The sequence below is a fragment of the Streptomyces aquilus genome, assembly GCF_003955715.1.
In the GTDB taxonomy this organism is placed as follows: Bacteria; Actinomycetota; Actinomycetes; order Streptomycetales; family Streptomycetaceae; genus Streptomyces; species Streptomyces aquilus.
On the sequence record NZ_CP034463.1, the window covers coordinates 9,196,538 to 9,219,364 of the forward strand.

Annotated in this window: 23 protein-coding genes; 12 read left to right on the top strand and 11 right to left on the bottom strand. The window is 72.3% G+C overall.

Annotated features, from left to right (window positions below):
* The first annotated feature begins 95 nt into the window (after positions 1–95).
* Positions 96–2,345, top strand: a complete 2,250-nt coding sequence (locus EJC51_RS42090; protein ID WP_126275912.1) for an MMPL family transporter — start codon at positions 96–98, stop codon at positions 2,343–2,345.
* Here the strand turns inward: EJC51_RS42090 and EJC51_RS42095 are convergent.
* Together EJC51_RS42095 and EJC51_RS42100 are read right to left on the bottom strand one after the other, a co-directional pair.
* A complete protein-coding gene (locus EJC51_RS42095) occupies positions 2,332–3,408 on the bottom strand; it encodes a PP2C family protein-serine/threonine phosphatase (RefSeq protein ID WP_244363094.1) in 1,077 nt (358 codons plus the stop codon). The genes EJC51_RS42090 and EJC51_RS42095 overlap by 14 nt on opposite strands.
* A 344-nt stretch (positions 3,409–3,752) precedes the next feature.
* Positions 3,753–4,301 (bottom strand): hypothetical protein, encoded by a 549-nt coding sequence (locus tag EJC51_RS42100; RefSeq protein WP_126275913.1) that lies wholly within the window; start codon positions 4,299–4,301, stop codon positions 3,753–3,755.
* Between the two features lie 279 nt (positions 4,302–4,580).
* Between EJC51_RS42100 and EJC51_RS42105 the strand changes: the two genes are divergently transcribed.
* The 3 genes from EJC51_RS42105 (at position 4,581) to EJC51_RS42115 (ending at position 6,891) form a co-directional block, all read left to right on the top strand.
* The gene (locus EJC51_RS42105) at positions 4,581–5,480 is read left to right on the top strand and encodes a GNAT family N-acetyltransferase (RefSeq protein ID WP_126275914.1); all 900 of its coding nucleotides are present in this window, start codon (positions 4,581–4,583) and stop codon (positions 5,478–5,480) included.
* Between the two features lie 70 nt (positions 5,481–5,550).
* The gene (locus EJC51_RS42110; RefSeq protein ID WP_126275915.1) at positions 5,551–5,877 is read left to right on the top strand and encodes a hypothetical protein; all 327 of its coding nucleotides are present in this window, start codon (positions 5,551–5,553) and stop codon (positions 5,875–5,877) included.
* A gap of 51 nt (positions 5,878–5,928) precedes the next feature.
* A complete protein-coding gene (locus EJC51_RS42115) occupies positions 5,929–6,891 on the top strand; it encodes a phosphotransferase enzyme family protein (RefSeq protein ID WP_244363096.1) in 963 nt (320 codons plus the stop codon).
* 504 nt (positions 6,892–7,395) lie between these two features.
* On the opposite strand, the gene EJC51_RS42120 is transcribed toward EJC51_RS42115, so the two are convergent.
* Positions 7,396–8,283 carry a Gfo/Idh/MocA family protein gene (locus EJC51_RS42120; RefSeq protein ID WP_126275916.1) on the bottom strand — a complete coding sequence of 296 codons (888 nt, stop codon included), beginning with the start codon at positions 8,281–8,283 and terminating at the stop codon, positions 7,396–7,398.
* A gap of 265 nt (positions 8,284–8,548) precedes the next feature.
* On the opposite strand from EJC51_RS42120, the gene EJC51_RS42125 reads away from it, so the two are divergent.
* Both EJC51_RS42125 and EJC51_RS42130 read left to right on the top strand, forming a co-directional pair.
* The gene (locus tag EJC51_RS42125; protein WP_126275917.1) at positions 8,549–9,406 is read left to right on the top strand and encodes an aldo/keto reductase; all 858 of its coding nucleotides are present in this window, start codon (positions 8,549–8,551) and stop codon (positions 9,404–9,406) included.
* Between the two features lie 146 nt (positions 9,407–9,552).
* Positions 9,553–11,325, top strand: coding sequence for an ABC transporter ATP-binding protein (locus tag EJC51_RS42130; protein ID WP_126275918.1), 1,773 nt, complete (start codon positions 9,553–9,555; stop codon positions 11,323–11,325).
* Positions 11,326–11,381: 56 nt separating this feature from the next.
* Here EJC51_RS42130 and EJC51_RS42135 read toward each other — a convergent pair whose 3' ends face one another.
* Positions 11,382–11,729, bottom strand: a complete 348-nt coding sequence (locus EJC51_RS42135; RefSeq protein WP_126275919.1) for a hypothetical protein — start codon at positions 11,727–11,729, stop codon at positions 11,382–11,384.
* Between the two features lie 237 nt (positions 11,730–11,966).
* Between EJC51_RS42135 and EJC51_RS42140 the strand changes: the two genes are divergently transcribed.
* A complete protein-coding gene (locus EJC51_RS42140) occupies positions 11,967–12,155 on the top strand; it encodes a DUF5133 domain-containing protein (RefSeq protein WP_126275920.1) in 189 nt (62 codons plus the stop codon).
* 22 nt (positions 12,156–12,177) lie between these two features.
* Here the strand turns inward: EJC51_RS42140 and EJC51_RS42145 are convergent, their stop codons facing one another.
* Positions 12,178–13,146 (bottom strand): GlxA family transcriptional regulator, encoded by a 969-nt coding sequence (locus EJC51_RS42145; protein WP_126275921.1) that lies wholly within the window; start codon positions 13,144–13,146, stop codon positions 12,178–12,180.
* Between the two features lie 178 nt (positions 13,147–13,324).
* Between EJC51_RS42145 and EJC51_RS42150 the strand changes: the two genes are divergently transcribed.
* Both EJC51_RS42150 and EJC51_RS42155 read left to right on the top strand, forming a co-directional pair.
* A complete protein-coding gene (locus tag EJC51_RS42150; protein WP_126275922.1) occupies positions 13,325–13,780 on the top strand; it encodes a DUF2269 family protein in 456 nt (151 codons plus the stop codon).
* 102 nt (positions 13,781–13,882) lie between these two features.
* A complete protein-coding gene (locus tag EJC51_RS42155; protein WP_126275923.1) occupies positions 13,883–14,104 on the top strand; it encodes a hypothetical protein in 222 nt (73 codons plus the stop codon).
* Between the two features lie 3 nt (positions 14,105–14,107).
* On the opposite strand, the gene tgmB is transcribed toward EJC51_RS42155, so the two are convergent.
* The 3 genes from tgmB to EJC51_RS42170 all read right to left on the bottom strand — a co-directional run bounded on the left by tgmB (position 14,108) and on the right by EJC51_RS42170 (position 15,768).
* Complete coding sequence (tgmB, locus tag EJC51_RS42160) at positions 14,108–15,085, bottom strand: ATP-grasp ribosomal peptide maturase (protein WP_126275924.1); 978 nt, start codon at positions 15,083–15,085, stop codon at positions 14,108–14,110.
* 16 nt (positions 15,086–15,101) lie between these two features.
* Positions 15,102–15,293 (bottom strand): putative ATP-grasp-modified RiPP, encoded by a 192-nt coding sequence (tgmA, locus tag EJC51_RS42165; RefSeq protein WP_126275925.1) that lies wholly within the window; start codon positions 15,291–15,293, stop codon positions 15,102–15,104.
* A gap of 190 nt (positions 15,294–15,483) precedes the next feature.
* Positions 15,484–15,768 (bottom strand): DUF1232 domain-containing protein, encoded by a 285-nt coding sequence (locus EJC51_RS42170; protein ID WP_126275926.1) that lies wholly within the window; start codon positions 15,766–15,768, stop codon positions 15,484–15,486.
* Positions 15,769–16,042: 274 nt separating this feature from the next.
* Here EJC51_RS42170 and EJC51_RS42175 point away from each other — a divergent pair, with 274 nt between their 5' ends.
* On the top strand, positions 16,043–17,080 hold the full coding sequence (locus EJC51_RS42175) for a hypothetical protein (protein ID WP_244363099.1): 1,038 nt from the start codon (positions 16,043–16,045) through the stop codon (positions 17,078–17,080).
* 82 nt (positions 17,081–17,162) lie between these two features.
* Positions 17,163–17,849 (top strand): maleylpyruvate isomerase N-terminal domain-containing protein, encoded by a 687-nt coding sequence (locus tag EJC51_RS42180; RefSeq protein WP_126275927.1) that lies wholly within the window; start codon positions 17,163–17,165, stop codon positions 17,847–17,849.
* On the opposite strand, the gene EJC51_RS42185 is transcribed toward EJC51_RS42180, so the two are convergent.
* The gene (locus EJC51_RS42185; RefSeq protein WP_244363102.1) at positions 17,842–18,915 is read right to left on the bottom strand and encodes a hypothetical protein; all 1,074 of its coding nucleotides are present in this window, start codon (positions 18,913–18,915) and stop codon (positions 17,842–17,844) included. The two genes, EJC51_RS42180 and EJC51_RS42185, sit on opposite strands and share 8 nt — an antisense overlap.
* Before the next feature lie 274 nt (positions 18,916–19,189).
* Here EJC51_RS42185 and EJC51_RS42190 point away from each other — a divergent pair, with 274 nt between their 5' ends.
* Entirely contained in the window at positions 19,190–19,855 is a 666-nt protein-coding gene (locus EJC51_RS42190) for an SDR family NAD(P)-dependent oxidoreductase (protein ID WP_126275928.1), read from the top strand.
* A gap of 42 nt (positions 19,856–19,897) precedes the next feature.
* On the opposite strand, the gene EJC51_RS42195 is transcribed toward EJC51_RS42190, so the two are convergent.
* Both EJC51_RS42195 and EJC51_RS42200 read right to left on the bottom strand, forming a co-directional pair.
* Positions 19,898–20,251: an ArsR/SmtB family transcription factor gene (locus tag EJC51_RS42195; protein ID WP_126275929.1), complete on the bottom strand. Its 354-nt coding sequence runs from the start codon at positions 20,249–20,251 to the stop codon at positions 19,898–19,900.
* A 72-nt stretch (positions 20,252–20,323) separates the two neighbouring features.
* Positions 20,324–22,711 (bottom strand): ATP-binding cassette domain-containing protein, encoded by a 2,388-nt coding sequence (locus EJC51_RS42200; RefSeq protein ID WP_126275930.1) that lies wholly within the window; start codon positions 22,709–22,711, stop codon positions 20,324–20,326.
* Between the last annotated feature and the right edge of the window lie 116 nt (positions 22,712–22,827).

Below are 22,827 nucleotides of genomic sequence, written 5' to 3' on the forward strand. Positions count from 1 at the left end.
CCGGGGAGCGCCGTCTGCATCCGGAGAGACCCAGCCCCGGGTGCCGACGGGATCGCGCGGGCGTCTAATGGGGGTAGCGAGCAAAGGCGAACGCCATGGCACCCACCCGCAGCACGCCAGGGGACGGGGGGCCCGCCGCCACCGGGGGACTGCGGCGGCTGGGACAGTGGTGCGCCCGCCATTTCGTGATCGTCCTCGTCGCCTGGCTCGTCGCGATCGTCGCCCTCCAGGTCCTCAACCGGTCCGTCGGCGGCGAGTACGAGGACAACTTCTCCCTTCCGGACGTGCAGTCGCAGCAAGGTCTGGACGTCCTGAAGAAGCACGACCCGGCCGCGGGCGGCTACAGCAGCCAGATCGTCGTGCACGACGCGCAGAAGCCGCTGACCTCGCTGGACTCCCAGATGTCCACGACGGTCGGTGATCTGCAGAAGCTGCCGCACGTCCTGGCCGTCCAGAACCCCCTGACCGTCTCCACCTCGCCGGTCGGACCGCTGTCGAAGGACGCGAAGACGGCGTACGTCACCGTCCGCTTCGCCGTCCAGCCCTCCACCCTCGGCGACGACTACCTCCACGGCGTGGACAGCGCGGTGCACCCGCTGCGGGCCGCCGGCGCCGACGTCGAGTACGGCGGACCGCTCGGCGAACTGGCGCGGCCCGCCGCCGACGACCGGGTGAGCGAACTGATCGGCTTCGCGGTCGCGATCGTCGTCCTGCTCATCGGCTTCGGCAGCGTGATCGCCGCCGGACTGCCCCTGGTGACGGCGCTGCTCAGCGCGATCGGCGGGCTGGCCTGTCTGGGGCTGCTCGCCGCCGCGTTCACCTTCGCCACCGTCTCGCCGACCCTGGCCACGATGATCGGACTCGGGGTCGGCATCGACTACGCCCTGTTCCAGATCACCCGGCACCGGCAGAACCTCATGGACGGCGCCGACCCGGTGACCTCCGCGGGCCGCGCCAACGCCACCAGCGGCCGCGCGGTGCTCGTCTCCGGCTGCACGGTCATCGTCGCCCTGGCGGGCCTGTCCGCGTCCGGCGTGACCTTCATCAGCAAACTGGGCCTGGCCGCCGCCGTGACGGTCGTCTCCGCGGTGCTCGGCGCGCTCACACTGGTGCCCGCCCTGCTCGGGCTGATCGGCACCCGCATCGACCGCTACCGGGTGCGCCGTCCCGTCGCCGAGACCGACGCCGCCGCCGGGGAGACCCCGCAGGGCACCTGGCACCGCTACGCCCAGCGCGTCGAACACCATCCGCTGCGCTATCTGGCCGCGGGCGTGGTGACGGTGGCCGTCCTCGCCATCCCGGTGTTCTCGATCCAGCTCGGCCACATCGGCGACGGCGCCGACCCGACCTCCTTCACCGACCGGCGCGCCTACGACCTGATGACGGACGCGTTCGGCCCCGGATCCAACGGCCCGCTGACCATCGTCGTCGACCAGACCTCCGTACCGTCCTCGCAGCGCTCCGCCCTCGCCACCCAGGCCGGGAAGACCCTCGACGGGGTCTCCGGGGCGTCCTTCGTCACCCCGCTCACCCCCACCAAGGACGGCGACGTCCTCATCGGCACGGTCTACTCGAAGGAGTCACCGCAGAGCGCCGCCACCACGGACCTGACGAACCGTCTCATCGACGACACCCTGCCCGCCGCGGTCTCCGGCACCGACGCCCAGGGATACGTCACCGGCACCACGGCGGCCCAGGTCGACTTCCGCGACATCGTCGCGAGCCGGCTCCCGCTGATCATCGGCGTGGTGGTCGCCCTGGCCTTCCTCATCATCCTCGCCGTGTTCCGCGGCCTGCTCGTCGCCCTCAAGGCCGCCGTCCTCAACGTCCTGTCGATCGCGGCCTCCTACGGTGTCGTCGTCGCCGTCTTCCAGTGGGGCTGGGGCGGGCCCGCGCTCGGCGTCTCGGGCAAGGTGCCCATCGAGAGCTATGTGCCCATGATGATGTTCGCGATCATCTTCGGGCTGAGCATGGACTACGAGATCTTCCTGCTGTCCCGCGTCCACGAGGCCTGGCTGCGCACGGGGGACGCCAAGGCGTCGGTCGCGCACGCGCTGGAGATCACCGCGCGGGTCATCACCTGCGCGGCGCTGATCATGGTGAGCGTGTTCGCCGCGTTCATCGTCAGCGACAACATCGTGGTCAAGATGCTCGGGTTGGGCCTCGCGGTGAGCGTGTTGATCGACGCGACCGTGGTGCGGCTGCTGATGGTGCCGGCCGTGATGACACTGCTCGGCCCGCACGCCTGGTGGACACCCCGGTGGCTGGACCGGATGCTGCCGCACATCGACGCCGAGGGGGAGCAGGAGCCGGCCGAGGAGCGGCCCAGGGTCATGCAGGGCTGAGGACGAGCATCGTCACGTCGTCGACAGCGGTCCCGCAGTGGCCGGTCAGATCCCGCCACACGCGCTCCACCAGGACCGCCGGCTCCAGATCCAGGAAGCCGGTGAGCCGCTCGGTGAGCGGATAGAACGCCCCGCCCGCGTTCCTGGCCTCGGTGACCCCGTCGGACGCCAGGAAGAGCCGGTCACCGCTCAGCAGCGGCAGGGTGAGCCCGGCCGGAGACCCGGCGTCGCCCAGCCCCAGCCCCAACGGCACGCCCGCCGCCACCTCCAGCTCGACGGCCCGTCCCTCGCGCAACAGCACGGGTGCCGGATGCCCGCACACCACGATCCGTACGGACCGGGCGTCGGCGGCGAAGTCCAGCAGTGCGGCGGTCGCGAACAGCTCGGCGTGCGGCACGTCCGCCGAGTCCACCACCAGCCGGCGATCGAGGCGCGCCGCCACCGACTCCGGGTCCGGCTCGTCCAGCACCGCCTCCCGGAACGCACCCAGCAGCGAGGCGACGGTGGCGACGGCCGCCAGCCCGTGCCCCTGGACGTCTCCCATGACCACCCGCACGCCGTGCGGCCCCCGGCGTACGTCGAAGAAGTCGCCGCCGACGAGCGTGCCGCGCTGAGCCGCCCGGTACAGCCCCGCACACCCCACGGACCCCACCCGCGCGGGCAACGGCGGTACGACCGCCCGCTGCGCCGCCTCGGCCACCGCCCGCTCGGTGACCAGCTGGGCGTCACGGTGGCTGCGGACGTAGGACACGACCACGCTCAGTGCCGCGACGAAGCCCACGGTGAGCAGGTCGGCGTTTCCGGGGTCGTCGAGCCGGAACGCCGGCGCGACCAGCACGGCGACGACGAGGCCACCGAGGACCGCCGTCGCCGCGGGCCCGTACGACAGCACGGCCAACGGGGGGATCGCGCCCAGCAGAAAGCCGATGTCCAGCGGCTCGGGGCTCGCCAGGGTCGCCCCGCACACCCCCGCCAGCAGCGCGACAGGCAACACCCGCACCCACCTGGGCGGCGGCGCCCCGCGCAACCAGCCCTCCTGCTCCACCTCCCGCTCCTTACCCACGCCTCCACGGTCCTCCGTACGGGGGTGGGACGCACGCCGAGGCGGGAGGGGCGGCGGGGGCGTGTGGCCGCGTAAGCCGGTCCTGGTGGTCGGGCGGCGGGGGCGTGTGGCCGCGTAAGCCGGTCCTTGTGGTCGGGCGGCGGGGGCGTGTGGCGCGCATGCAGGCCCTTGTGGCCGGGCGGCAGGGGCGTGTGGCGCGTACGCAGGCCCTCGCGGTCGGGCGGCAGGGATGTGTGGCGCGCACGCGGGCCCTTGTGGTCGGGCGGCGGGGCATGTGGCGCGCACGCGGGCCCTTGTGGTCCGGCGGCAGGGGTGGCCGGCGCGTGATCCGGCTCCGGTGGGCGTCAGGACGCCGGGCGCTCCGTGGTCCGGGGATGGAGCCGGAACACCTGGACGACGGCCCTGGCGTGCAGGGAGTCCAGGGTCCGGATCTGCTGCTCCGCCCTGCGCAGCAGCTGTTCGAGCCGGTCGGCGTCCAGGCGTGGCTCCAGCGCCGACACCGGCAGCAGCGCGCGCCAGAGCGACGCCTTGCCCTGCGCACCCAGCCGCAGGGCCTCCAGCTCGACCAGCACGGCGAGGCCGGAGCGGCGCAGCAGCCGGCCGTTGGGCTTCACCCGCGCGATCCGTTCCGCCAGCCAGGCGAGGCCCCGTTTGTAGCGCCGCACGGGAATGTCGAGGTCCCTGAGCAGTGCGGCCAACGCCCGGCGGTCCTGGGCGATCTCCGTCGCCAGTTTGTCCAGGTCGTTGCCGTACGCCGACGCGTGATGCTCCTGGGCCATGCGGCGGACGAGCGCCGTACCGCTCGTGGCGCCGGCCAGATGATCGTTGAGGTAGACGCCCAGCCTCCTGTGCCGCGCCGGGCCGTCGACGGAATTCCCTGTCGGCACGTTCATGGTGTCCCTCCCGGGCCTGGATTTCTCCGACCGTCACCGAGTGCCCCTCTCGCCCTTGAACACGAGCCGCGATCCCGGCGAACGGCGAGCGGCACGGAAAAACCGCTGGCGTGTTGCCCGTTGGATCTTCTAGCGTGTCCTCGTCACGCCCCAGGACCCGACGGAAGGAGGCGAGTGCCATGCAGTCCACCGACATCCAGCGCTCCCTTCCCGTTGCCCCGGGCGTGCACGTCTGAGTTCCCGGGAGCGCTGCACGCAGCCTGTATCCCGGAGGAACCCATGACCGGTCTGGTCATCCGCGCGCTCGACGAGAGCACCGCCCACGAATTCGACACGCTTCCCGACCCCCTCGGCGTGCGCGCCGCGCACCCGCTGACCCGGCACCGCCCCGACTGGCAGCGGATCGCCCTGCGCGACGGCCGGATCGTCGCCCGCGCCGCCTGGTGGGGTGGCCCCGACGACACCGAGCCGCTCTGCGTCGACCGCCTCGACCTGGCCGAGGGGGAGACCGAGGCGGCGGCGGAACTGCTGCGCACGGCGCCCTGGCGCGTCGACATCGACTTCAGCCTGCCGCCCGGCTGGCGCGAGGACCCGGCCCTGCGCCCCGCCGTCGAGGCCCGCTTCGACGCCGCGCGCGCCGCCGGGTACGAACTCCTCGTAGAGCGCTTCCACTACCGCTGGACCCCCGACTGCGGCCTGCCCGAGCGGACCGGCCGCCTCATCTACGGCCCCGAGCCCGACGACGCCGTCTTCTTCGACGCCCTGCGCCGCATCCACTCCGTCACCCTCGACGCGCACAGCGCGAAGGCCGCCGAGGAAGGAGGCCTCGACCGAGCGGCCCAGGAGGAACTGGACTTCTTCCGCTGGTGTCCCTCCCCGCGCGAGTGGTGGCAGGTCGCCCGCACACCGGACGGCGAGCTGGCCGGCATCCACATCCCCGCCCGCAACCACCAGGCCCCGATCGTCGCCTTCATCGGCGTCGTCCCGGAACAGCGCGGCCACGGCTACGCCTACGACCTGCTGACGGAGTGCACCCACTATCTCGTCGAGCAGAGCGCCGAGTACATCGTCGCGGCGACCGACCAGGGCAACTTCCCCATGGCCGCGCACTTCGCCAAGGCCGGCTATCCCGTGACCCGGGAGCGGGTCAACTTCCATCTCCCGGCGGACGCGCGGTAGACACGACGGCCTCTGTCAGTGCCGGATGACAAGGTGAACGGAAACATCGGCACCGGGTGACGGAGGCGCAGTGGGGTTCGACGGCCAGGTCTGGCAGGTGCGCGGCGGCGACGATCCGGTGGGGGAGATCCTCATCGACGAAGCCGACTTCCCCTGGCTGTCGGGCCACTTCACGGCAGGGCCCGGCTACGACGCCGTACGAGAACTGTTCGCGCGGGAACTCGCCCTGGCCGAACGGGACGACGACGGGCACTGGGTGGAGTGGGAGCGGGTCTACGACGAGATCCGGCGGCGGGTGTCGCTGGTCTCGCCGGACGGCCCGGTCCCCGAGTTCCTGCTGCACATCGAGGGGGACCGGGCCTGGTTTCGGTGGAGCGACAATCCGTTCGACGACTAGCCGCCGTACCTGGGATCCTGGGTGGTCGTCGTGAACGTGGAGAGGACCCCTGTGCAGCGAGCAGCCGATGCCGTCGCCGACCACTACGGACTCGGCGGCGGACCGTGGACCATGACCCCCGTCGCCCGCGGGGCGCTGGGACAGATCTGGAAGGTGTCGGGGCGCGGCACCACCTGGGCGGTGAAGGAACTGCTCTTCGGCTGCGACGAGGGACAGGTGCGGCGCGAAGCCGCACTGCGGGACGCAGCGGAGGAGCTGGGGATCTCCGCGCCCCGGCTGCTGCCCAACCGTGACGGCTCCCACGTCACGCGACTCGATGGTTCCTGCGTCAAGGTCTACGACTGGGTCGGCGGCAGCCCGGCCGATCCCACCGACCCGGCGACGCTCAGCTGGTGCGGGCGGACGCTGGCCCTCCTGCACCGGGCCGGGGAAGGGGCCACGGAGATGCCGGACGCCTGGTACGAGGAGTGTCCTCAAGAGGCCGACTGGGCATGCCTGTTGAAGGAAGTACGTCAGGCCGGGACGGAGTGGTCGGAGGACTTGGCCCGGTTGCTCGACACCCGAGTACCGGAGCTGGCGCGGCACGTCACGCCGTCCGGCCCCGACGGTCTGGTGACCTCCCACCTCGACGTGCAGCCCCCGAACGTCCTGGTCGGCCCGGACGGCCCCACCCTCATCGACTGGGACAACGCAGGCGTCATCTCGGCGGAACGCGAACTCGCCCGCGCGCTCTACGTATGGGCGGGCGGGAACGACTTCTCCGCCGAGGCCGCCCGGCGCCTCACCCACGCCTACGCGGACGCCGGAGGCCCCGCCCGGATCACGGGCCTCGACTCCTTCTCGATGCTCTTCGCCACGGACCTGAACTTCGTGTACGTCCAGGCCGAGTGCGCGATCGACCCCAAAGTGACCGCGGAACAACGCGAGTTCGCGAGCACCAGGGTCATCGACACCTTGGCGACCCTGCCGGACCCGGCCGCGGTGGCCCACCTCGCGACGACCGTGGCGACCTGAGCCTCAGCCGTGGCGTGGCTGCCGTGACGTGAGCGTCATCTGAGGGCTGACTGCGAGCCGCGAAGTGACCCTCAGCCGCGGCCGGGTTGTCAGCCGTCACCGGAGTTCCGTCCGCGGGATCGGCCGTACGGCCGCGCCTGGAGCGTCTCCGCGGGCTGACTGTGAGCCGCGAGTCGGACCTCAGCCGCGGCCCGCCCGCCGCCAGCTGAGCGTCATCTGCGGCATGGCTGCCTCACGCGTCGCGATGCGTCAGGTGCGGGTGGGCTTGCCTGCCGCTCCCCGGGCGTCATCCGCGGAATGGCTGCCTCACGCGCCGCGAAGCCTCAGCCCTCGCCCGACCGTCAGCCGCCACTTGAGCCTCAGCCGCGGGACGGCCGCCTGCCGCGCCATGAGCCCCAGCCGCGTCCCGGCCCCAACGGTCGCGCTATGAGCCCCAGCCGCTTCCCGACCCCAACCGCCGCGCCATGAGCCCCAGCCGCGTCCCGCCCCCAACCGCCGCGCGCGTCAGGGGCGTTCCTCGCTCAGCAGGCCCTCGGCCGTGGCCAGGATCTCGGTGACTCGCAGTGCGAACGCGGCGTCGCACGGGTGCGGGCGGCCGGTGCGGGCCGCGGCGAGGAGAGCGTCCGCCGCGCGGATCAGGGCGGGCACCGCGCCCTCCGGGCTGCGCGGCAGCAGCGCGGCCCCCGCCTCGCCGCGCAGTTCGACGGCCGCGCCCGCCGCCGCGGGCGGCGCGGTCAGGCTCAGGGTGAGCGTGCTCGACGCGCCACCGGTGTGTTCGAGGACGAGGTGCACGGTGTCCGCGGGACCGTGCGCGGCCGCCGCGACCCGTCGTACGTCGCCGAGGACCGGCAGCAGCACCGACAGCGCGTGCGGGCCCACGTCCCACAGCGCGCCCTTCTCGCGCCGCCACGGTGACGCCCCGAAGGGGCTGTCGGTGGTGAACACCGCGCCCAGCCACTCGGCGCGCGCGGTGAACCAGCCCTCCACCGCCGCCTGTTCGGTGATCCACGCCTCGGTCACGGCCTGGAAGCGCGTCGTGAAGAACACGACCGAGGCGACCCCAGCCTCCCGTACCGCGTCCACCACGGCCCGGCCCTGCTCGACCGTCGGCGCGAGGGGCTTGTCCAGCAGCAGATGGCAGCCCGCCCGCGCGGCCCGTACCGCCAACTCGGACTGCACCCCGGGCGGCAACGCCACCGCGACGGCGTCCACGTCGGCGAAGAGCGCGTCGACGTCGTCGTAGGCCCGGGTGCCGAACCGGCCCGCCAACTCCTTCGCGGCGTCCGGACGGCGGCCCCACACCCCGGCGAAGTCCAGTTCCGTGTGCTCGCTCAGGGCGGGCGCGTGCGCCCCCTCGGCCCATGGGCCGGTGCCGAGCAGTCCGATGCGCATGCCGCCGCCTCTCACCGTCGTTGCTGGTCGAGGGCGAGCGTGCCACACGTACCCGAAGCCCGCGCAAGCGGATCGGGAAGACGGGGCGCACACCGGTCGACGTGCCGCGCAATTCAGTCCTCGCAGTGCTGAATGCGTTCTCTTTCTTCTATTGGACCTGCGGGCCCGGACCGGTTCAGGCTGAGACGCGGGTCCGGCCGGACGTCTGCCTGTCGATCCACCGGACATCCGCACCCGTACGGCAGCCGCAGAGAGGTCACACCCCATGCACACGCGACGCATCGGTGACGTCGAGGTCAGCGCCATCGGCCTGGGCGGAATGCCCATGTCCATCGAGGGACGCCCGGACGAGGCGCGTTCCCTCGCCACCCTGCACGCCGCCCTCGATGCCGGCGTGACGCTCATCGACACCGCGGACGCCTATCACCTGCGCGCCGACGAGGTCGGCCACAACGAGACCCTGATCGCGAAGGCCCTCGCCTCCCACGACCGGGGCGGGGACGTCCTCGTCGCCACCAAGGGCGGTCATCTGCGGCCCGGCGACGGCAGTTGGACCCTCGACGGCCGTCCGGAGCATCTGAAGGCGGCCTGCGAGGCGTCGCTGCGCCGGCTCGGCGTGGAGGCCATCGGGCTCTACCAGTTCCACCGCCCCGACCCGCGGGTCCCGTACGCCGACTCGGTCGGTGCGGTGCGGGACCTGCTGGACGAGGGCAAGATCCGGATGGCGGGGATCTCCAACGCGAACCCGGAGCAGATCCGGCAGGCGAACGACATCCTCGGCGGACGGCTCGTCTCCGTGCAGAACCAGTTCTCCCCGGCCTTCCGCTCCAGCGAGCCGGAGCTGGAGCTGTGCGACGAGCTCGGCATCGCGTTCCTGCCCTGGAGCCCGCTCGGCGGTATCTCCCGGGCGGGTGAACTGGGCTCCGCGTACGCGCCGTTCGCCCGGATCGCCGAGGCGCACGGAGTGAGCCCGCAGCGGGTGTGCCTGGCCTGGATGCTCGCCAAGTCGCCGGTCGTCGTACCGATCCCGGGGGCCAGCCGGCCCGAGACCATCCTCGACTCCTTCGCCGCGGCCGACCTCACCCTGAGCGCCACGGAGATTGCCACGCTCGACCAGGTGTAGCGCCAGGGCGCACGGGCAGAAAGCGCTTGCCCAGTCGGGCGGGCCCGATGGAGTGCCCCGATGGAGTGCCGTGATGAGTGCACCGACGGAGTGCCCTGACGCGGCGCCCGCCCGACCAGCCGAACCCCTGGGAAGGACCACCACCAATGGCCTCGCCGTTGGAGAGACCGCTCGACCACCGCTACCGGGGCGAGCACCCCATCCGCACCCTCGCCTACCTGTTCCGTGCCGACCGTCACCGCCTCGCCGTGGCGGTCGGCGTCTTCACGGTCAAGCACAGCCCCATCTGGCTGCTGCCGCTGATCACCGCGTCCATCATCGACACGGTCGTCCAGCACGGTCCGATCGGCGACCTCTGGCTGAGCACCGGGATCATCCTGCTGATCCTGCTCGTCAACTACCCGTTGCACGTGCTGTACGTCCGCCTGCTGTACGGCAGCGTGCGCCGCATGGGCACCTCGCTGCGCTCCGCGCTGTGCACCCGCATGCAGCAGCTGTCCATCGGCTACCACTCCCGGGTCAGCGCCGGTGTGTTGCAGGCCAAGGTCGTCCGGGACGTCGAGACCGTCGAGCAGATGGTGCAGCAGACCGCCGAGACCGGCCTCGGCGCGGGCACCGTGCTCATCGGCGGGCTCGTCATCATCGGCATCCGCACCCCGGAGTTCCTGCCGGTGTTCCTGGTCGTCGTCCCGGCCGCCGCGCTCGTCGTGGCCCGCCTCAGGGCCCGGCTGCGCACCCACAACGAGCACTTCCGCCACGAGGTCGAGACCCTGTCGTCCCGCGTCACCGAGATGACCCGGCTGATCCCCGTCACCCGCGCCCACGGCCTGGAGCGCAAGGCGCTGCGCCGCATCGACGGCACCCTGCACCGCCTGCTGACTTCCGGCAACCGCCTCGACCTCGTCAACGGCCGCTTCGGCTCGCTGGCCTGGGTGGTGCTCAACGTCGTCGGCGTGCTCGTCCTCGCGGGCGCCGCGCTGGTGTCGTACTACGGCGTCTGGGGCGTCACCGCCGGTGACGTGGTGATGCTCAGCGCGTTCCTCACCACCCTCACCAACTCCACGACGACGCTGGCGGGGCTCGCCCCGGTCATCACCAAGGGCCTGGAGTCGGTGCGTTCGGTGGGCGAGGTGCTCCAGGCGCCCGAACTGGAGGACAACGCGGGCAAGTCCGAGGTCGGCGAGGTCCGCGGGGCCGTCGCCTTCGAGGGGGTCGGCCATGTGTACGGGGACGGGGAGCGGCCCGCCGTGCACGACTTCACCCTCACCGTGCGGCCCGGCGAGACCATCGCCCTGGTCGGTGCCTCCGGCGCGGGCAAGTCCACCGTCCTCAACCTCGTCATCGGCTTCATCCGCCCCACCTCGGGCCGGCTGCTGCTCGACGGCACCGACATGAACGACCTCGACCTGCGCACCTACCGGCGGTTCGTGTCGGTGGTGCCGCAGGAGTCGATCCTGTTCGACGGCACGATCCGGGAGAACGTCGCCTACGGCATGGAGGACGAGGCCGACGAGGAGACCGTGCGGGCGGCCCTGCGGGACGCCAACGCGCTGGAGTTCGTCGACCGGCTGCCGCAGGGCCTGGACACGGTCGTCGGTGAGCGCGGGGCCCGGCTGTCCGGCGGCCAGCGCCAGCGCCTCGCGATCGCCCGCGCCCTCATCCGGGACCCCCGGGTCCTCGTCCTCGACGAGGCCACCTCGGCGCTGGACACCCGCTCGGAGGCCCTGGTCCAGGAGGCCCTCGCCCGGCTCCTGCACGGCCGTACCACCTTCGTGGTGGCCCACCGGCTGTCCACCGTGCGCGGCGCGGACCGGATCGTCGTGCTGGGCGACGGCCGCATCCAGGAGATCGGCACGCACGAGGAACTCCTGCGCCGGGGCGGTGCGTACACGGCGCTGCACAGCGGGCAGGTGGCCTGAGCGGTGCCCTCCGGGCGGTACCGGCGCCCGGAGGGCACGCGCGCGACGGAGGTCCGTCAGGCGGCGCTGCTGCGCGGGACGCGGCGTGCGCAGCGGGTGTCGTGGTCCGTGCCGCAACTCGTCCACCAGCGCTCGCAGCACGCGGCGTCGAGCTCGGCCTGTACGACGTCGTCGGCGGCCTCGGCGATGTCGAGGCCGACCGTGTACCCGGCCGGGACGGCCGCCGTCCGCTGCTCGTGCCACTCGGCCTCGCGGACGACGGCGATGACCGGGACGAGGCTCGCGGCGGCGAGGAGATACACGGCCCACATGGGGCCGTGACGGTACTGCAGGACCGAGGTCCAGGCGAGTCCGGCGCTCGTGGCGACGTAGATCGCGCAGAGCAGACGGGGGAGGCAGTTCATGGCGTACACCGTTCGTGCGAGGGGATGCCCCCTGTTCAACTGCCGACGGCCCGTGGGGAAGCGGGTCGGTTCCACGCTCGCCGGAACGTCACTCCTGTGGGTCTCCCGCAGGCCGGATTCGAGCGGCACTCGGGCACGGAGCGCCAGGATTCCGTCAAATGCGGGCCGCGGTGCGGGAGATGTGAGCATGCCGGAACCAGGCCCGTGGACCGATCCGTCGTGAGAGGGGCTTTTGTCGTGTTGGTGCCGGACCCGAAGGTCGTCAGGAAGCTGCTCACGCAGTACGCGTCGCTTCAGATCGCCCACGCCGAGCGCGGCGACGCCATGGTCGCGCGGGAGTTGGAGGACGTGAGCTACACCCTGTGCGTCCTGATGGGCGCCAACGCCGTACCCGACGCCGTCGCCAAGGCGGACGCCCTGCTCTGAGCCGCTTCTGTCCGAGCCGCTTTCAGTGGGTCACCGGAGTGCGTGAACTCCCGTGGAACGCGGCGCGGTAGGCCTGCGGAGTGGTTCCGGCGACGCGCCGGAACCGCTCGCGGAACGCGGTCGGGGAACCGAACCCGGCCTGCCGCGCGATGCGTTCGATCGGGTGGTCGCTGTTCTCCAGCAGGTACTGGGCGCGCCGCACCCGCGCCCGCAGCAGCCACTGCAACGGAGTGGTGCCGGTCTGCTCGCGGAAGCGGCGGCTGAAGGTGCGCTCGCTCATCCCCGACCGGGCCGCCATCGCGCCCAGGGTGATCTCGCGGGCCAGGTTGTCCTCGATCCACTCCAGAACCGGTTCGAGGGTCGAGCCGCGCGGCACCGGCGGATGGTCCAGCACGATGAACTGGGCCTGGCCGCCCTCCCGTTCGAGGGGCATGACCGACATCCGCGCGGCATCGGCGGCGACGGCCGACCCGAAGTCGCGCCGGATCATGTGCAGACACAGGTCGAGGCCGGCGGCGGCACCCGCCGAGGTGAGGATCTTGCCGTTGTCGACGTAGAGGACGTCCGGCTCCACCCGGACCCGGGGGAAACGGCGGGCCAGTTCGCCCGCGGCCACCCAGTGCGTGGTGGCGCGCAGCCCGTCCAGCAGCCCGGCCTCCGCCAGCACGAACGCGCCCGCGCACACCGAGGCGATCCGGGTGCCCGCCGCCGCGGCCTGCCGCAGCGCGTCGAGGACGGGGGCGGGGGTGGGACCGGCCTCGGGGGAGCAGCCGGGCACGATGACCGTGTCCGCGTCCGCCAGCGTCTCGAGGCCGTGTTCGACGCGGAGCGAGAAGCCGCCGTCGGCCCGCACCTCAGGGGACTCGGCGCACAGCCGGACCCGGTAGGGCCCGCGGCCGTCGGGCAGCCGCGTCCAGTCGAAGACCTGCATCGGCGCCGCCATGTCGAACGGCACCACCTGGTCGAGGACCAGGATCGCCACGGTGTGCATGAAGGCCACGATAAGCGGGTTCCCGCCAGCCTCTGTACCGGGGTACAGAGGGAAAGGCTGATGTCAGGGCGGTTGGCGGGAATCCGTTGGCTCCTGTCGTTCCGGCCTCTGTGCGACGGTCGCGAAGATCCCTAACGTGGGCCGCCGACCACCCACGACCGACCCTGGACCTCACTCGATGACCAAGCTCCTGCTGTCCCTCCATGTCCTCGCGGCCATCGTCGCCGTCGGCCCCGTCACCGTCGCGGCCAGCATGTTCCCGCCCGCGGCCCGCCGCTCGGGCGACGACGGGGCGGGCACGGGCACCGTCGCCCTGCTGCACCGCATCTGCCGCGTCTACGCGGGCCTGGGACTGGCCGTCCCGCTCCTCGGCTTCGCCACGGCCGCCGCGATGGGGGTGCTGGGCAGCGGCTGGCTGATCACGTCCATGGCGCTGACCGCCGCGGCGGCGGGCGTCCTGGTGGCCTTCGTGCTGCCCCGGCAGTCGGAACTCCTCGAACAACTCGACGCGGGGCAGCCCGTCGACCGGTCCGGCACCGCCCAACTCGCCATGTTCACCGGTGTCTTCAACCTGCTGTGGGCCACCGTCACCGTGCTCATGATCGTCCGGCCCGGCTCCACGACGGGAGCGTGAGTCAAGCCGAACGGAGGAATTCACCCCGCAGGGTGCAGGGACGCCTAGACTCGACAGCCGTGCCCATACCTGTGGGCCGTGACACGAAAGGCACGTTGACGGGTGTTCCAGGATTCCCCCATCTATGACCGACTCATCGCGGAGCGCGGCGACATACCCACTCAGGTTCGCAGGGAGGCCGAGCGAGTCAGCAGGGAACTGGAGTTCGCCATGCAGCCCCTCCAGTCCATCGGCCGTTCCCAGCTCGGCGAGCTGCCCCCGCCGCCTCCGCCGCCCCCGGGCTGGCAGCGCAACGCGCTCATGCCCGGCCCCGGACAGCTGTGACCCTCAGGTGAGCGCGGTGTTCGCGCCGTTGACCTGTGCCCCCTCACCCGGCACCGGACGGGCCAGCCACTCGGCGATGGTGCGCGCGATCGGCTGACCCGTCTCCACCTCCACGAAGCCGAACTGCCCCGACTGGTTGCACTCCAGGAACCACCACGTCCCGTCCGCGTCCTCCGCGAAGTCGAAGGCGCCGTAGGCCAGTTCGGCACCCCGCAGATAGGCGCGCACCGCGTCGGCGACCCGCGGCGGCACCTCGGCGGCCTGCCACGGATGGGTGGCGGAGGCGAAGCGGACGTCGACCTCGTCCGGATCCGCCGCCGTGGACTTGCGCGCGGCCAGCATCCGCTCACCCACCACCGTGAGCCGGATGTCCGCCCGCTTGGCTATCCGGCGCTGAAGCAGCGTCGGACCGTACGCCACGGCCCCGAAGTCCGCGTCCGGCGCCACCCTGCTGGTCGGCACCGCCCGCGGCGGGTCCTGCGGATGGGCCCCCGACACCGGCTTGACCACCAGATCCGGGTACCGCTCGGCGAACTCCCGGGCGGCCTGCGGAAAGGTCGTGATCAGCGTGGCCGGCACGGGCAGCCCGGAGCGCTGGGCCAGCCGCAGCTGCCAGGGCTTGTGACGGGCCCGACGGGCCGCGTCCGGGTGGTTCATCCACCGCGCCTGCGAGCTGCGGAGCATGCCGTAGAGCGCCTGCGACGACTCCTCCGTCAGCCACTCGGACGGCTCGGCGGCCCGGGTGGCGGCCGTGCCCGGCCGGCGCACCCACACGGACCGCAGTCCGTTGATGCTCACCAGCCGCCCCCCGGACGACAGATGGCCGCGGAAGGAGCCGTGCACGTACTCCCCGGACAGCGCCGCGCTCCCCGTCAGGTCGGCCGGGTCGAGCCGCACCACCGGCACCCCGGACGCGTTGAGGTGGACGACCACCATGTCGGCCGTCACGTCGGCCTCACAGGTCAGGATCAACACGGTCATGTACGCCGACCCGTGTTCAGTCGTCGAAGTGGGTCTTCGAACCGGCAGTTGACGTCGTCGTTCCGAGCTCTCTCAGCAACGCCAGGTCGTGGGCGGCTATCCGCCCGTCCGAGAGCACGTTCAACTGCCGTCCGGAGTCGTACACATACGGAGTGGTGTCCTCCGACTGTGCTGCCGGGCGGGCGTAGTTGAGCGCGAACGGTTGCATCGTCTCTCCCTCGTGGATGCTGCGCCGAGCCGGCGGCGGTCACTCGCACCGTCGCCCGGGTCGCCGACTGCCGTCGGCCTCCTAGGACTTATACGAATCGAACGGGTGATTGGTTTCCTTACTGTGTGTAACCAGAGGCGGCGGGGGATGCGGGGACGGGGGAGACAGATGGGGACGTCGAGGCGTGTGATCAGGCCGTATCGGTGAATTGGTCACGCTCCGCGTACGCGCGCATGCTGCGCAGAGCGAGCAGCAGAACACCGATGTCGTCCAGATACACAGGGTCGACCAACAGGTCGGCCGGCAGCAGGAAGTAGGCGAGGGCGCCCCAGAAGACCCACCGCGGACCGGTCGGCAGCCCGGCCCGCCTCAAGTCCCGCCGGGTGCGCAGGAGTCGTGCGAAGACGACCACGGCCGCGGCCAGCAGGACCGCCGCGATCACCGCGGCGACGACGATCACGGTGCGGGTGTCCACAGGCCCTCCTCGAATCGGGACGTGCCGTATCAGGGTGTGTGCATCTCTTCACGGATTCCCGTTCCCGCCCCGGGTATGGCCGACAAGGCTCGAACCGGTGCCATCGAACACCAGTGGGAGTGCAGGGGTGTGGGCCGCCGGGAGTCCGTCATACCCGTGGCCCATCCGAGTGGCACGGTCGGGCGCGGGCCCCTAGTAATGGTCACCGTAACGTTGCGTGTCGCGCGTCGGGGGCGCAGCAGCGGCCGCATCTCATCCGCTTGGAGAGCCGCGCATGACCAGTAGTCCGTCAACACCTCAGTCGAACGAACCCGCCATATCCGTCACGGAGCCGATCAGCCCCTTCGCGCCGACCGGCGACCGAGGGGACGGGAGCGTCCCGGCGTACGGCGATCCGGTCGACGGACTGGTCCGTGCCGCCGTGGCCGATCGCCCCCTGGACGAGGTGGCCCAGCTCATCACACTGCTCGAACAGTCACCCCGGTACGCCCGGGCCACCGCCGACGCGCTCCGCGCGGTCGGGCTGAACCGCTCCGTGGACGACGTCACCCGGCTGGTGGTCCTGCTGACCCGGCCGCCGCGAGACGCGTCCGGAGCCGACGAGGCGATCCGTGCCGCGGCCGAGTCCCGCCCGGTCGAGGAGGTGACCCGGCTGATGGCCCTCCTCCGGCAGGCACCGCTGGAACCCCACTGCGGACAGGAGGCGGTGCGGGCGGCCGCCACCGGCCGACCCGTCGAGGACCTCGTGGAGCTGATCGGCCGCCTGGCCGACGAACGCGGCGGCACCCACCCGCCGCGGCAGCCGGAGGAGACCGCCGCGACACCGCCCGCGGCGCCTCGGGAGGGAACCCCGGTGCCGCGCGCGGCACGCGTGCGCTTCCGCAGCGCCACCCCGCCCGCCTGGCCCGGCCGGCTGGCCGCACTGGCGCTGTTCGGCTGCGCCGCCGCGTACTTCCCGGCCCACCAGGACGGTGTCTCCCTGCGCCGCTACGGCTTCGTCCTCGGCCTGTCCGGCGTGTGCCTGCTCCTCGCCCTGCTGGTGACGCTGCGCCCGACGGCGCCGCCGCTCACCCTCGCGGTCCTGGTGCCGGCCGCCCTGGCCGCGACCCAGCTGTACGCGGCCCGCTTCGACTCGGGCCGGCTGTCCCGCGCCCTCGACCTCACCCTCGCCCCGGCCTGGGCCGCCGGACTGGCCGCCGTGTGCGCGGCCCTCGCCGCGCTGACCGCCCTGGTCGTACGGCTGGCCTCCCCACCGCCCCACCTGAACACGACGGAACGCCTGCTCGCCGAGGCCCAGCGCACGACGGACTGACACTCCGTCGCCCTGACGCCCTGACGCCCTGACGCCACCGGCCGAGGGCCGGACGTGGCGACGGGGCGCCTACGCTGGCGTCATGACCGACGTGTCCGCGGACCCCACGGCGCCGTCCGAGGTGCTGCGTGCCGCCTACACCGCCTTCGCGGCGGTGGTGCGGCCGTTGGAGGACGAGGAGTCCTGGCGGCCGACCGGCTGCACGGGCTGGGCGGTGCGCGACCTGATCCTGCACTGTGTCTCCGACTGTCAGCGGGCCCTGGTCGCCCTGCACACGCCGGCCGCCGGACCCGCCGACCGTGACGCCGTCACCTACTGGCAGGACTGGCGGCCCGATCCCGTCGGCGCGGCCAACGGGCGGCGCTGGAGCCGGGTGGGCGCCAGCATGTTCCTGGACTTCCGTCAGCTGCGGGAGCTGTATCTGGAGACCGCGGCGGCCACGGTCACGGCCGCCGCGGCGACAGCCCGGGACCGCCTCGTCGCCACGCAGGGCCATGTGCTCACCGCCGGGGACCTCATGACGACCCTGGCCGTCGAGGCCACGATCCACCACCTCGACCTCGTCGTGGACCTGCCCGGCGTGCCGGGGCCGTCGTCCGTGGGCCTGGCCGCGGTGCGCGCCACCCTGGACGGGCTGCTGGGCCGTCCCGTCCCGGTGGCGTGGAGCGACGAGCACTACGCCCGCGCCGCCACCGGCCGCGCGCCCCTCACGGATGCCGACCGCCGCCTGCTGGGAGCCGACGCCGAACACATCCCGCTGTTCAGCTGACGCCGTCGCCGTCCTTCGGGGGCCGGCGCTTGAGGCGTTCGAAGGTCCGGGTGAGCTGGTGCAGCGGGGATGCGGGCTGCTGCTCGGCGGGCGGCGCCGTCGGTTCGGCGGCGCGGCCCTCGCGGTAGGCGGCCAGCGCCTCGTTGGCGCGTTCGGCGGCCTCCCGGTACAGATCCCGGGACTTGGTCATGGCGTCGAGCGCCTCCGCGTACATGGCGACGAGCTCGCGCTGCCGGGCGAGCTCCTCCTCCAGGGTCAGCAGCCCCCACTTCTCCCGCAGGTCGGTGACCGCTTCCACGGCGTCGCCGGGCAACGGCCTGGGGAGCGCGGCGAACCGGGTCAGGACGTCGACCAGCTCCGTGGGCGGCGTCCCGTCGAGGAAGACGCTGCGTACGGAGAACTCGTCGGCGTCGTGACCGGACGGCAGCGGCGGCAGGACGACGGCGCCGCCGCGCGGCACCTGCACGTCGAGGTCCTTCAACGCCCAGTTGACGGCCCGCAGTTGGTGCGGCGCGGCGCGGTGCTCCACCACGCGGTGCTCAAGTCCCGGCGGCAGCAGCCCGGACAGCGGGCGCAGGCCGCGCTCGTCAGGGGTCATGGCTTCGTGCACGACCACATGGACCGCCCACGACTCGCGCGCGCAGCTCTTCAGCAGGCGCCGCATCTCCTTGTCGTCCTCGGTGAGCCGGTTGACCTCCCGGAAGCGCACACCGGCGACCGTGTCGTGGTCCCACTGCGCCTCCGGACCGAGCGCCCAGAACATGCCGACGGGGGAGGGCCAGGACATGTTCCAGGCACGCTCCGCCTCCGCCACCAGCACCCACTCCTCGTCGGTGAGGGTCAGCCGGGCCCGCACGGTCACCTCGTCCTCGACCCGCCAGCGGGCCTCGAAGACCCGTTCCTCCGGAAGTTCCTGGAAGTCGTCGACGACCCCGTCGTCCTTCAGCTGCCGCAGGTGCGAGGCGCGGAGCACGTCCACCGCGGCGGAGTCGGCATGACGGCCGCGCAGCTGCCACACGGTGGCGGAGGTCGTGGTGGACGAGGCGGTGGTGGCGGAGATCGGCATGAGTCCATCTGTGGGCGGGGGCACGGGTACCTCCCAGTATCGTCACCGCAGGCGGCACGAGGTCGGGCGGGGTCGACAGACGAGACGAGCCCCCGGTGGTCCGGATCACTCGGGGTGTGCGGGGCGCGCTTCGGGTGGGCGTCGTTCACCCGTGTCGCTCGGCCCACGCGACCACCACAATGACCGGCACGAACAGGGCCCGCCCACCATCCGCATCGGGGCGGGTCCTGTTCGCCGTGGCGCGTGCCGGCCCCGGCGGGGGAAGGATGGGGTCATGACCACCATCGCCATCATCGGAGCCGGCCCCGGACTCGGCGCGGCCGTGGCCCGGCGGTTCGGCGGCGAGGGCTTCGACGTCGCCCTCGTCGCCCGCACCCCCGAGCGCGTCGCGGCCCTCGCGGCCGGCCTGACCGGCCAGGGCGTCACCGCCCGTGCCTTCACCGCCGACGTACGCGACCCGAAGGCCCTGGCGGCCGCCCTCGACGAGGCGCGGGCGGCGCTGGGCCCGATCGAGGTCCTCCAGTACAGCCCGGTCCCGCAGCCCGGCTTCATGCGCCACGTCCTGGAGACCACCCATGCCGACCTCGCCGGCCCGGTCGAGTTCTCGGTCTACGGCCCGGTCGCCGCGGTCCAGCGGGTCCTGCCCGGCATGCGCGAACTCGGCCGCGGCACCATCCTGTTCGTCAACGGCGGCACCGCCGTCGTCCCGCACCCGGACCGCGCGGGTACGTCGATCGCGTTCGCCGCGGAGAGCGCGTACGGGCATCTGCTGCACGACACCCTCGCGCCCGAGGGCATCCATGTCGCCCAGCTGGTCATCCCCGGCGCGATCATCCCAGGACACCCCCGCAAGGACCCGGCCGCCCTGGCGGACACCCTGTGGGAACTGCACCGGGACCGGCACGGGTTCCGGCACTTCGCCGACGACCTGGACTCCTGAAGCCCGGCCTCAGCGGCCGACCTGGACTCCTGAAGCCCGGCCTCAGCGGCCGGCGGGGTGCCGGTCCTCCCGGGCCGAGGCCTCCACCAGCGCCGTCAGCAGACCGGGGAAGCGCTCCTGCATCTCGTCGGTGCGCAGGGCGTTCATCTTGGTGGTGCCGACGTAGTACTGCCGGATCAGCCCGGCCTCGCGCAGCACGTTGAAGTGGTGGGTCAGCGTGGACCGGGACACCGCCACGTCGAAGGTGCCGCAGCTCATCTCCGTGCCTGCACCTGCGAGTTGGGAGACCACGGCCCGTCGTACCGGGTCCACCAGGGCCTCCAGCACCTGCTGGAGCGACACGTCCCCCACGGCGGGGTGCTCCACCGTCCGTGGGGCGGTGCGGGGGCGGGCCATGGGACTCCCTCGGGGCGACTGCGGTCCGGTCATGGTAAGGCGGTCGCCCCGGAGGGCCGGCGGGGCTCCGGGTCAGGCGCCCACGTAGTCCGCGAGGTGCTCGCCGGTGAGCGTGGAGCGGGCGGCGACCAGGTCGGCCGGGGTGCCCTCGAAGACGATCCGGCCGCCGTCGTGGCCCGCCCCCGGGCCGAGGTCTATGATCCAGTCGGCGTGGGCCATGACGGCCTGGTGGTGCTCGACGACGATGACGGACTTGCCGGAGTCCACCAACCGGTCGAGCAGACCCAGCAGTTGCTCGACGTCGGCCAGGTGCAGACCGGTCGTCGGCTCGTCGAGGACGTAGACGCCACCCTTGTCGCCCATGTGCGTGGCCAGCTTCAGGCGCTGCCGCTCACCGCCGGACAGCGTGGTCAGCGGCTGGCCGATGGTGAGATAGCCGAGGCCGACGTCGACGAGCCGCTCCAGGATCCTGTGCGCGGCCGGGGTGTGCGCCTCGCCGGAGCCGAAGAACTCCTCCGCGTCCGTCACCGACATCCCCAGCACCTCGCTGATGTCCCGGCCACCGAGCCGGTACTCCAGGACCGAGGCGTCGAACCGCTTGCCGTCGCAGTCCTCGCAGGTGGTGGAGACACCGGCCATCATCCCGAGGTCGGTGTAGACGACGCCGGCGCCGTTGCAGGTGGGGCATGCGCCCTCGGAGTTGGCGCTGAACAGGGCCGGCTTGACGCCGTTGACCTTGGCGAAGGCCTTGCGGATCGGGTCGAGCAAACCGGTGTAGGTGGCCGGGTTGCTGCGTCGCGAGCCCTTGATCGGGCTCTGGTCCACCGACACGACGCCCGCGTCGAGCGGGACCGAGCCGTGCACCAGCGAGCTCTTGCCGGACCCGGCGACGCCGGTGATGACGGTGAGGACGCCGAGCGGGATGTCGACGTCGACGCCCTGGAGGTTGTTCGCGGTCGCGCCCCGGATCTCCAGCGCGCCGGTGGGCTTGCGCACGTTCTCCTTGACGGTGGCCCGGTCGTCGAGATGCCGGCCGGTGATGGTGCCGGAGGCCCGCAGCCCTTCCAGGGTGCCCTCGTAGCAGACGGCGCCGCCCGCGACGCCGGCGCCGGGACCGAGGTCCACCACATGGTCGGCGATCGCGATCATCTCGGGCTTGTGCTCCACGACGAGCACGGTGTTGCCCTTGTCGCGCAGGCGCAGCAGCAGGTCGTTCATCCGCTGGATGTCGTGCGGGTGCAGCCCCGCCGTCGGCTCGTCGAAGACGTAGGTGACGTCGGTGAGCGAGGAGCCGAGGTGGCGGATCATCTTCACGCGCTGCGCCTCACCGCCCGACAGTGTGCCGGCCGGCCGGTCGAGGGCGAGATAGCCGAGGCCGATCTCGACGAACGAGTCGAGGGTGTGCTGGAGCGCGGTGAGGAGCGGGGCCACGGAGGGCTCGTCGAGGGCGCGGGCCCAGTCGGCCAGGTCCCGGATCTCCATCGCACAGGCGTCGGCGATGCTGATTCCCTCGATCTTCGAGGAGCGGGCGCCCTCGGTCAGGCGGGTGCCGTCGCACTCGGGACACACGGCGAACGTGACGGCGCGCTCCACGAACGCCCGGATGTGCGGCTGCATCGCCTCGGGGTCCTTGGACAGCATCGACTTCTGGAGCTTCGGGATCAGGCCCTCGTAGGTGAGGTTGACGCCGTTGATCTTGACCTTGACCGGCTCGCGGTACAGGAAGTCGTGCCGCTCCTTCTTGGTGTACTTGCGGATCGGTTTGTCCGGGTCGAAGAAGCCGGACTCCCTGATGACCCGCACCACCCAGCCGTCCCCGGTGTAGGTGGGGATGGTGAACGGGTCCTCGTTGAGCGACTTGGAGTCGTCGAAGAGCTGGGCGAGGTCGATGTCGGTGACCGTGCCGCGGCCCTCGCAGCGGGTGCACATGCCGCCGGTGCGGTTGAAGGTGACCTTCTCGGTCTTGGTCTTCTCGCTGCCCCGGTCCACGGTGAGGCCGCCCTGCGCAGAGACCGAGGCGACATTGAACGAGTACGCGCTCGGCGGGCCGATGTGCGGCTTGCCGAGCCGGCTGAACAGGATGCGCAGCATCGCGTTGGCGTCCGTGGCGGTGCCGACGGTCGAGCGCGGGTCGGCGCCCATCCGGCTCTGGTCCACGCTGATCGCGGTCGTCAGACCGTCGAGGACGTCCACCTCGGGACGGGCCAGCGTCGGCATGAACCCCTGCACGAAGGCGCTGTACGTCTCGTTGATCAGCCGCTGCGACTCCGCGGCGATGGTGTCGAAGACGAGCGAGCTCTTGCCGGAGCCGGACACCCCGGTGAACACCGTCAGCCGGCGCTTGGGGATCTCGATGCTGACGTCCTTCAGATTGTTCTCGCGCGCCCCGTGCACGCGGATCAGATCGTGGCTGTCGGCAACGTGCGGCGCGGCGGGCTGCGGGTCCGTCTTCCTGGCCATGGTGGTCGTCTCTCCTCCGTCGGGCCGAGGCGGCGTGGCTCTCAGGCTAGGTCCGGACCCGTGACCCGCGCTTCTCCATTCCTGACCGCCCGGAAATTCCCGGCGTGTACGACTCG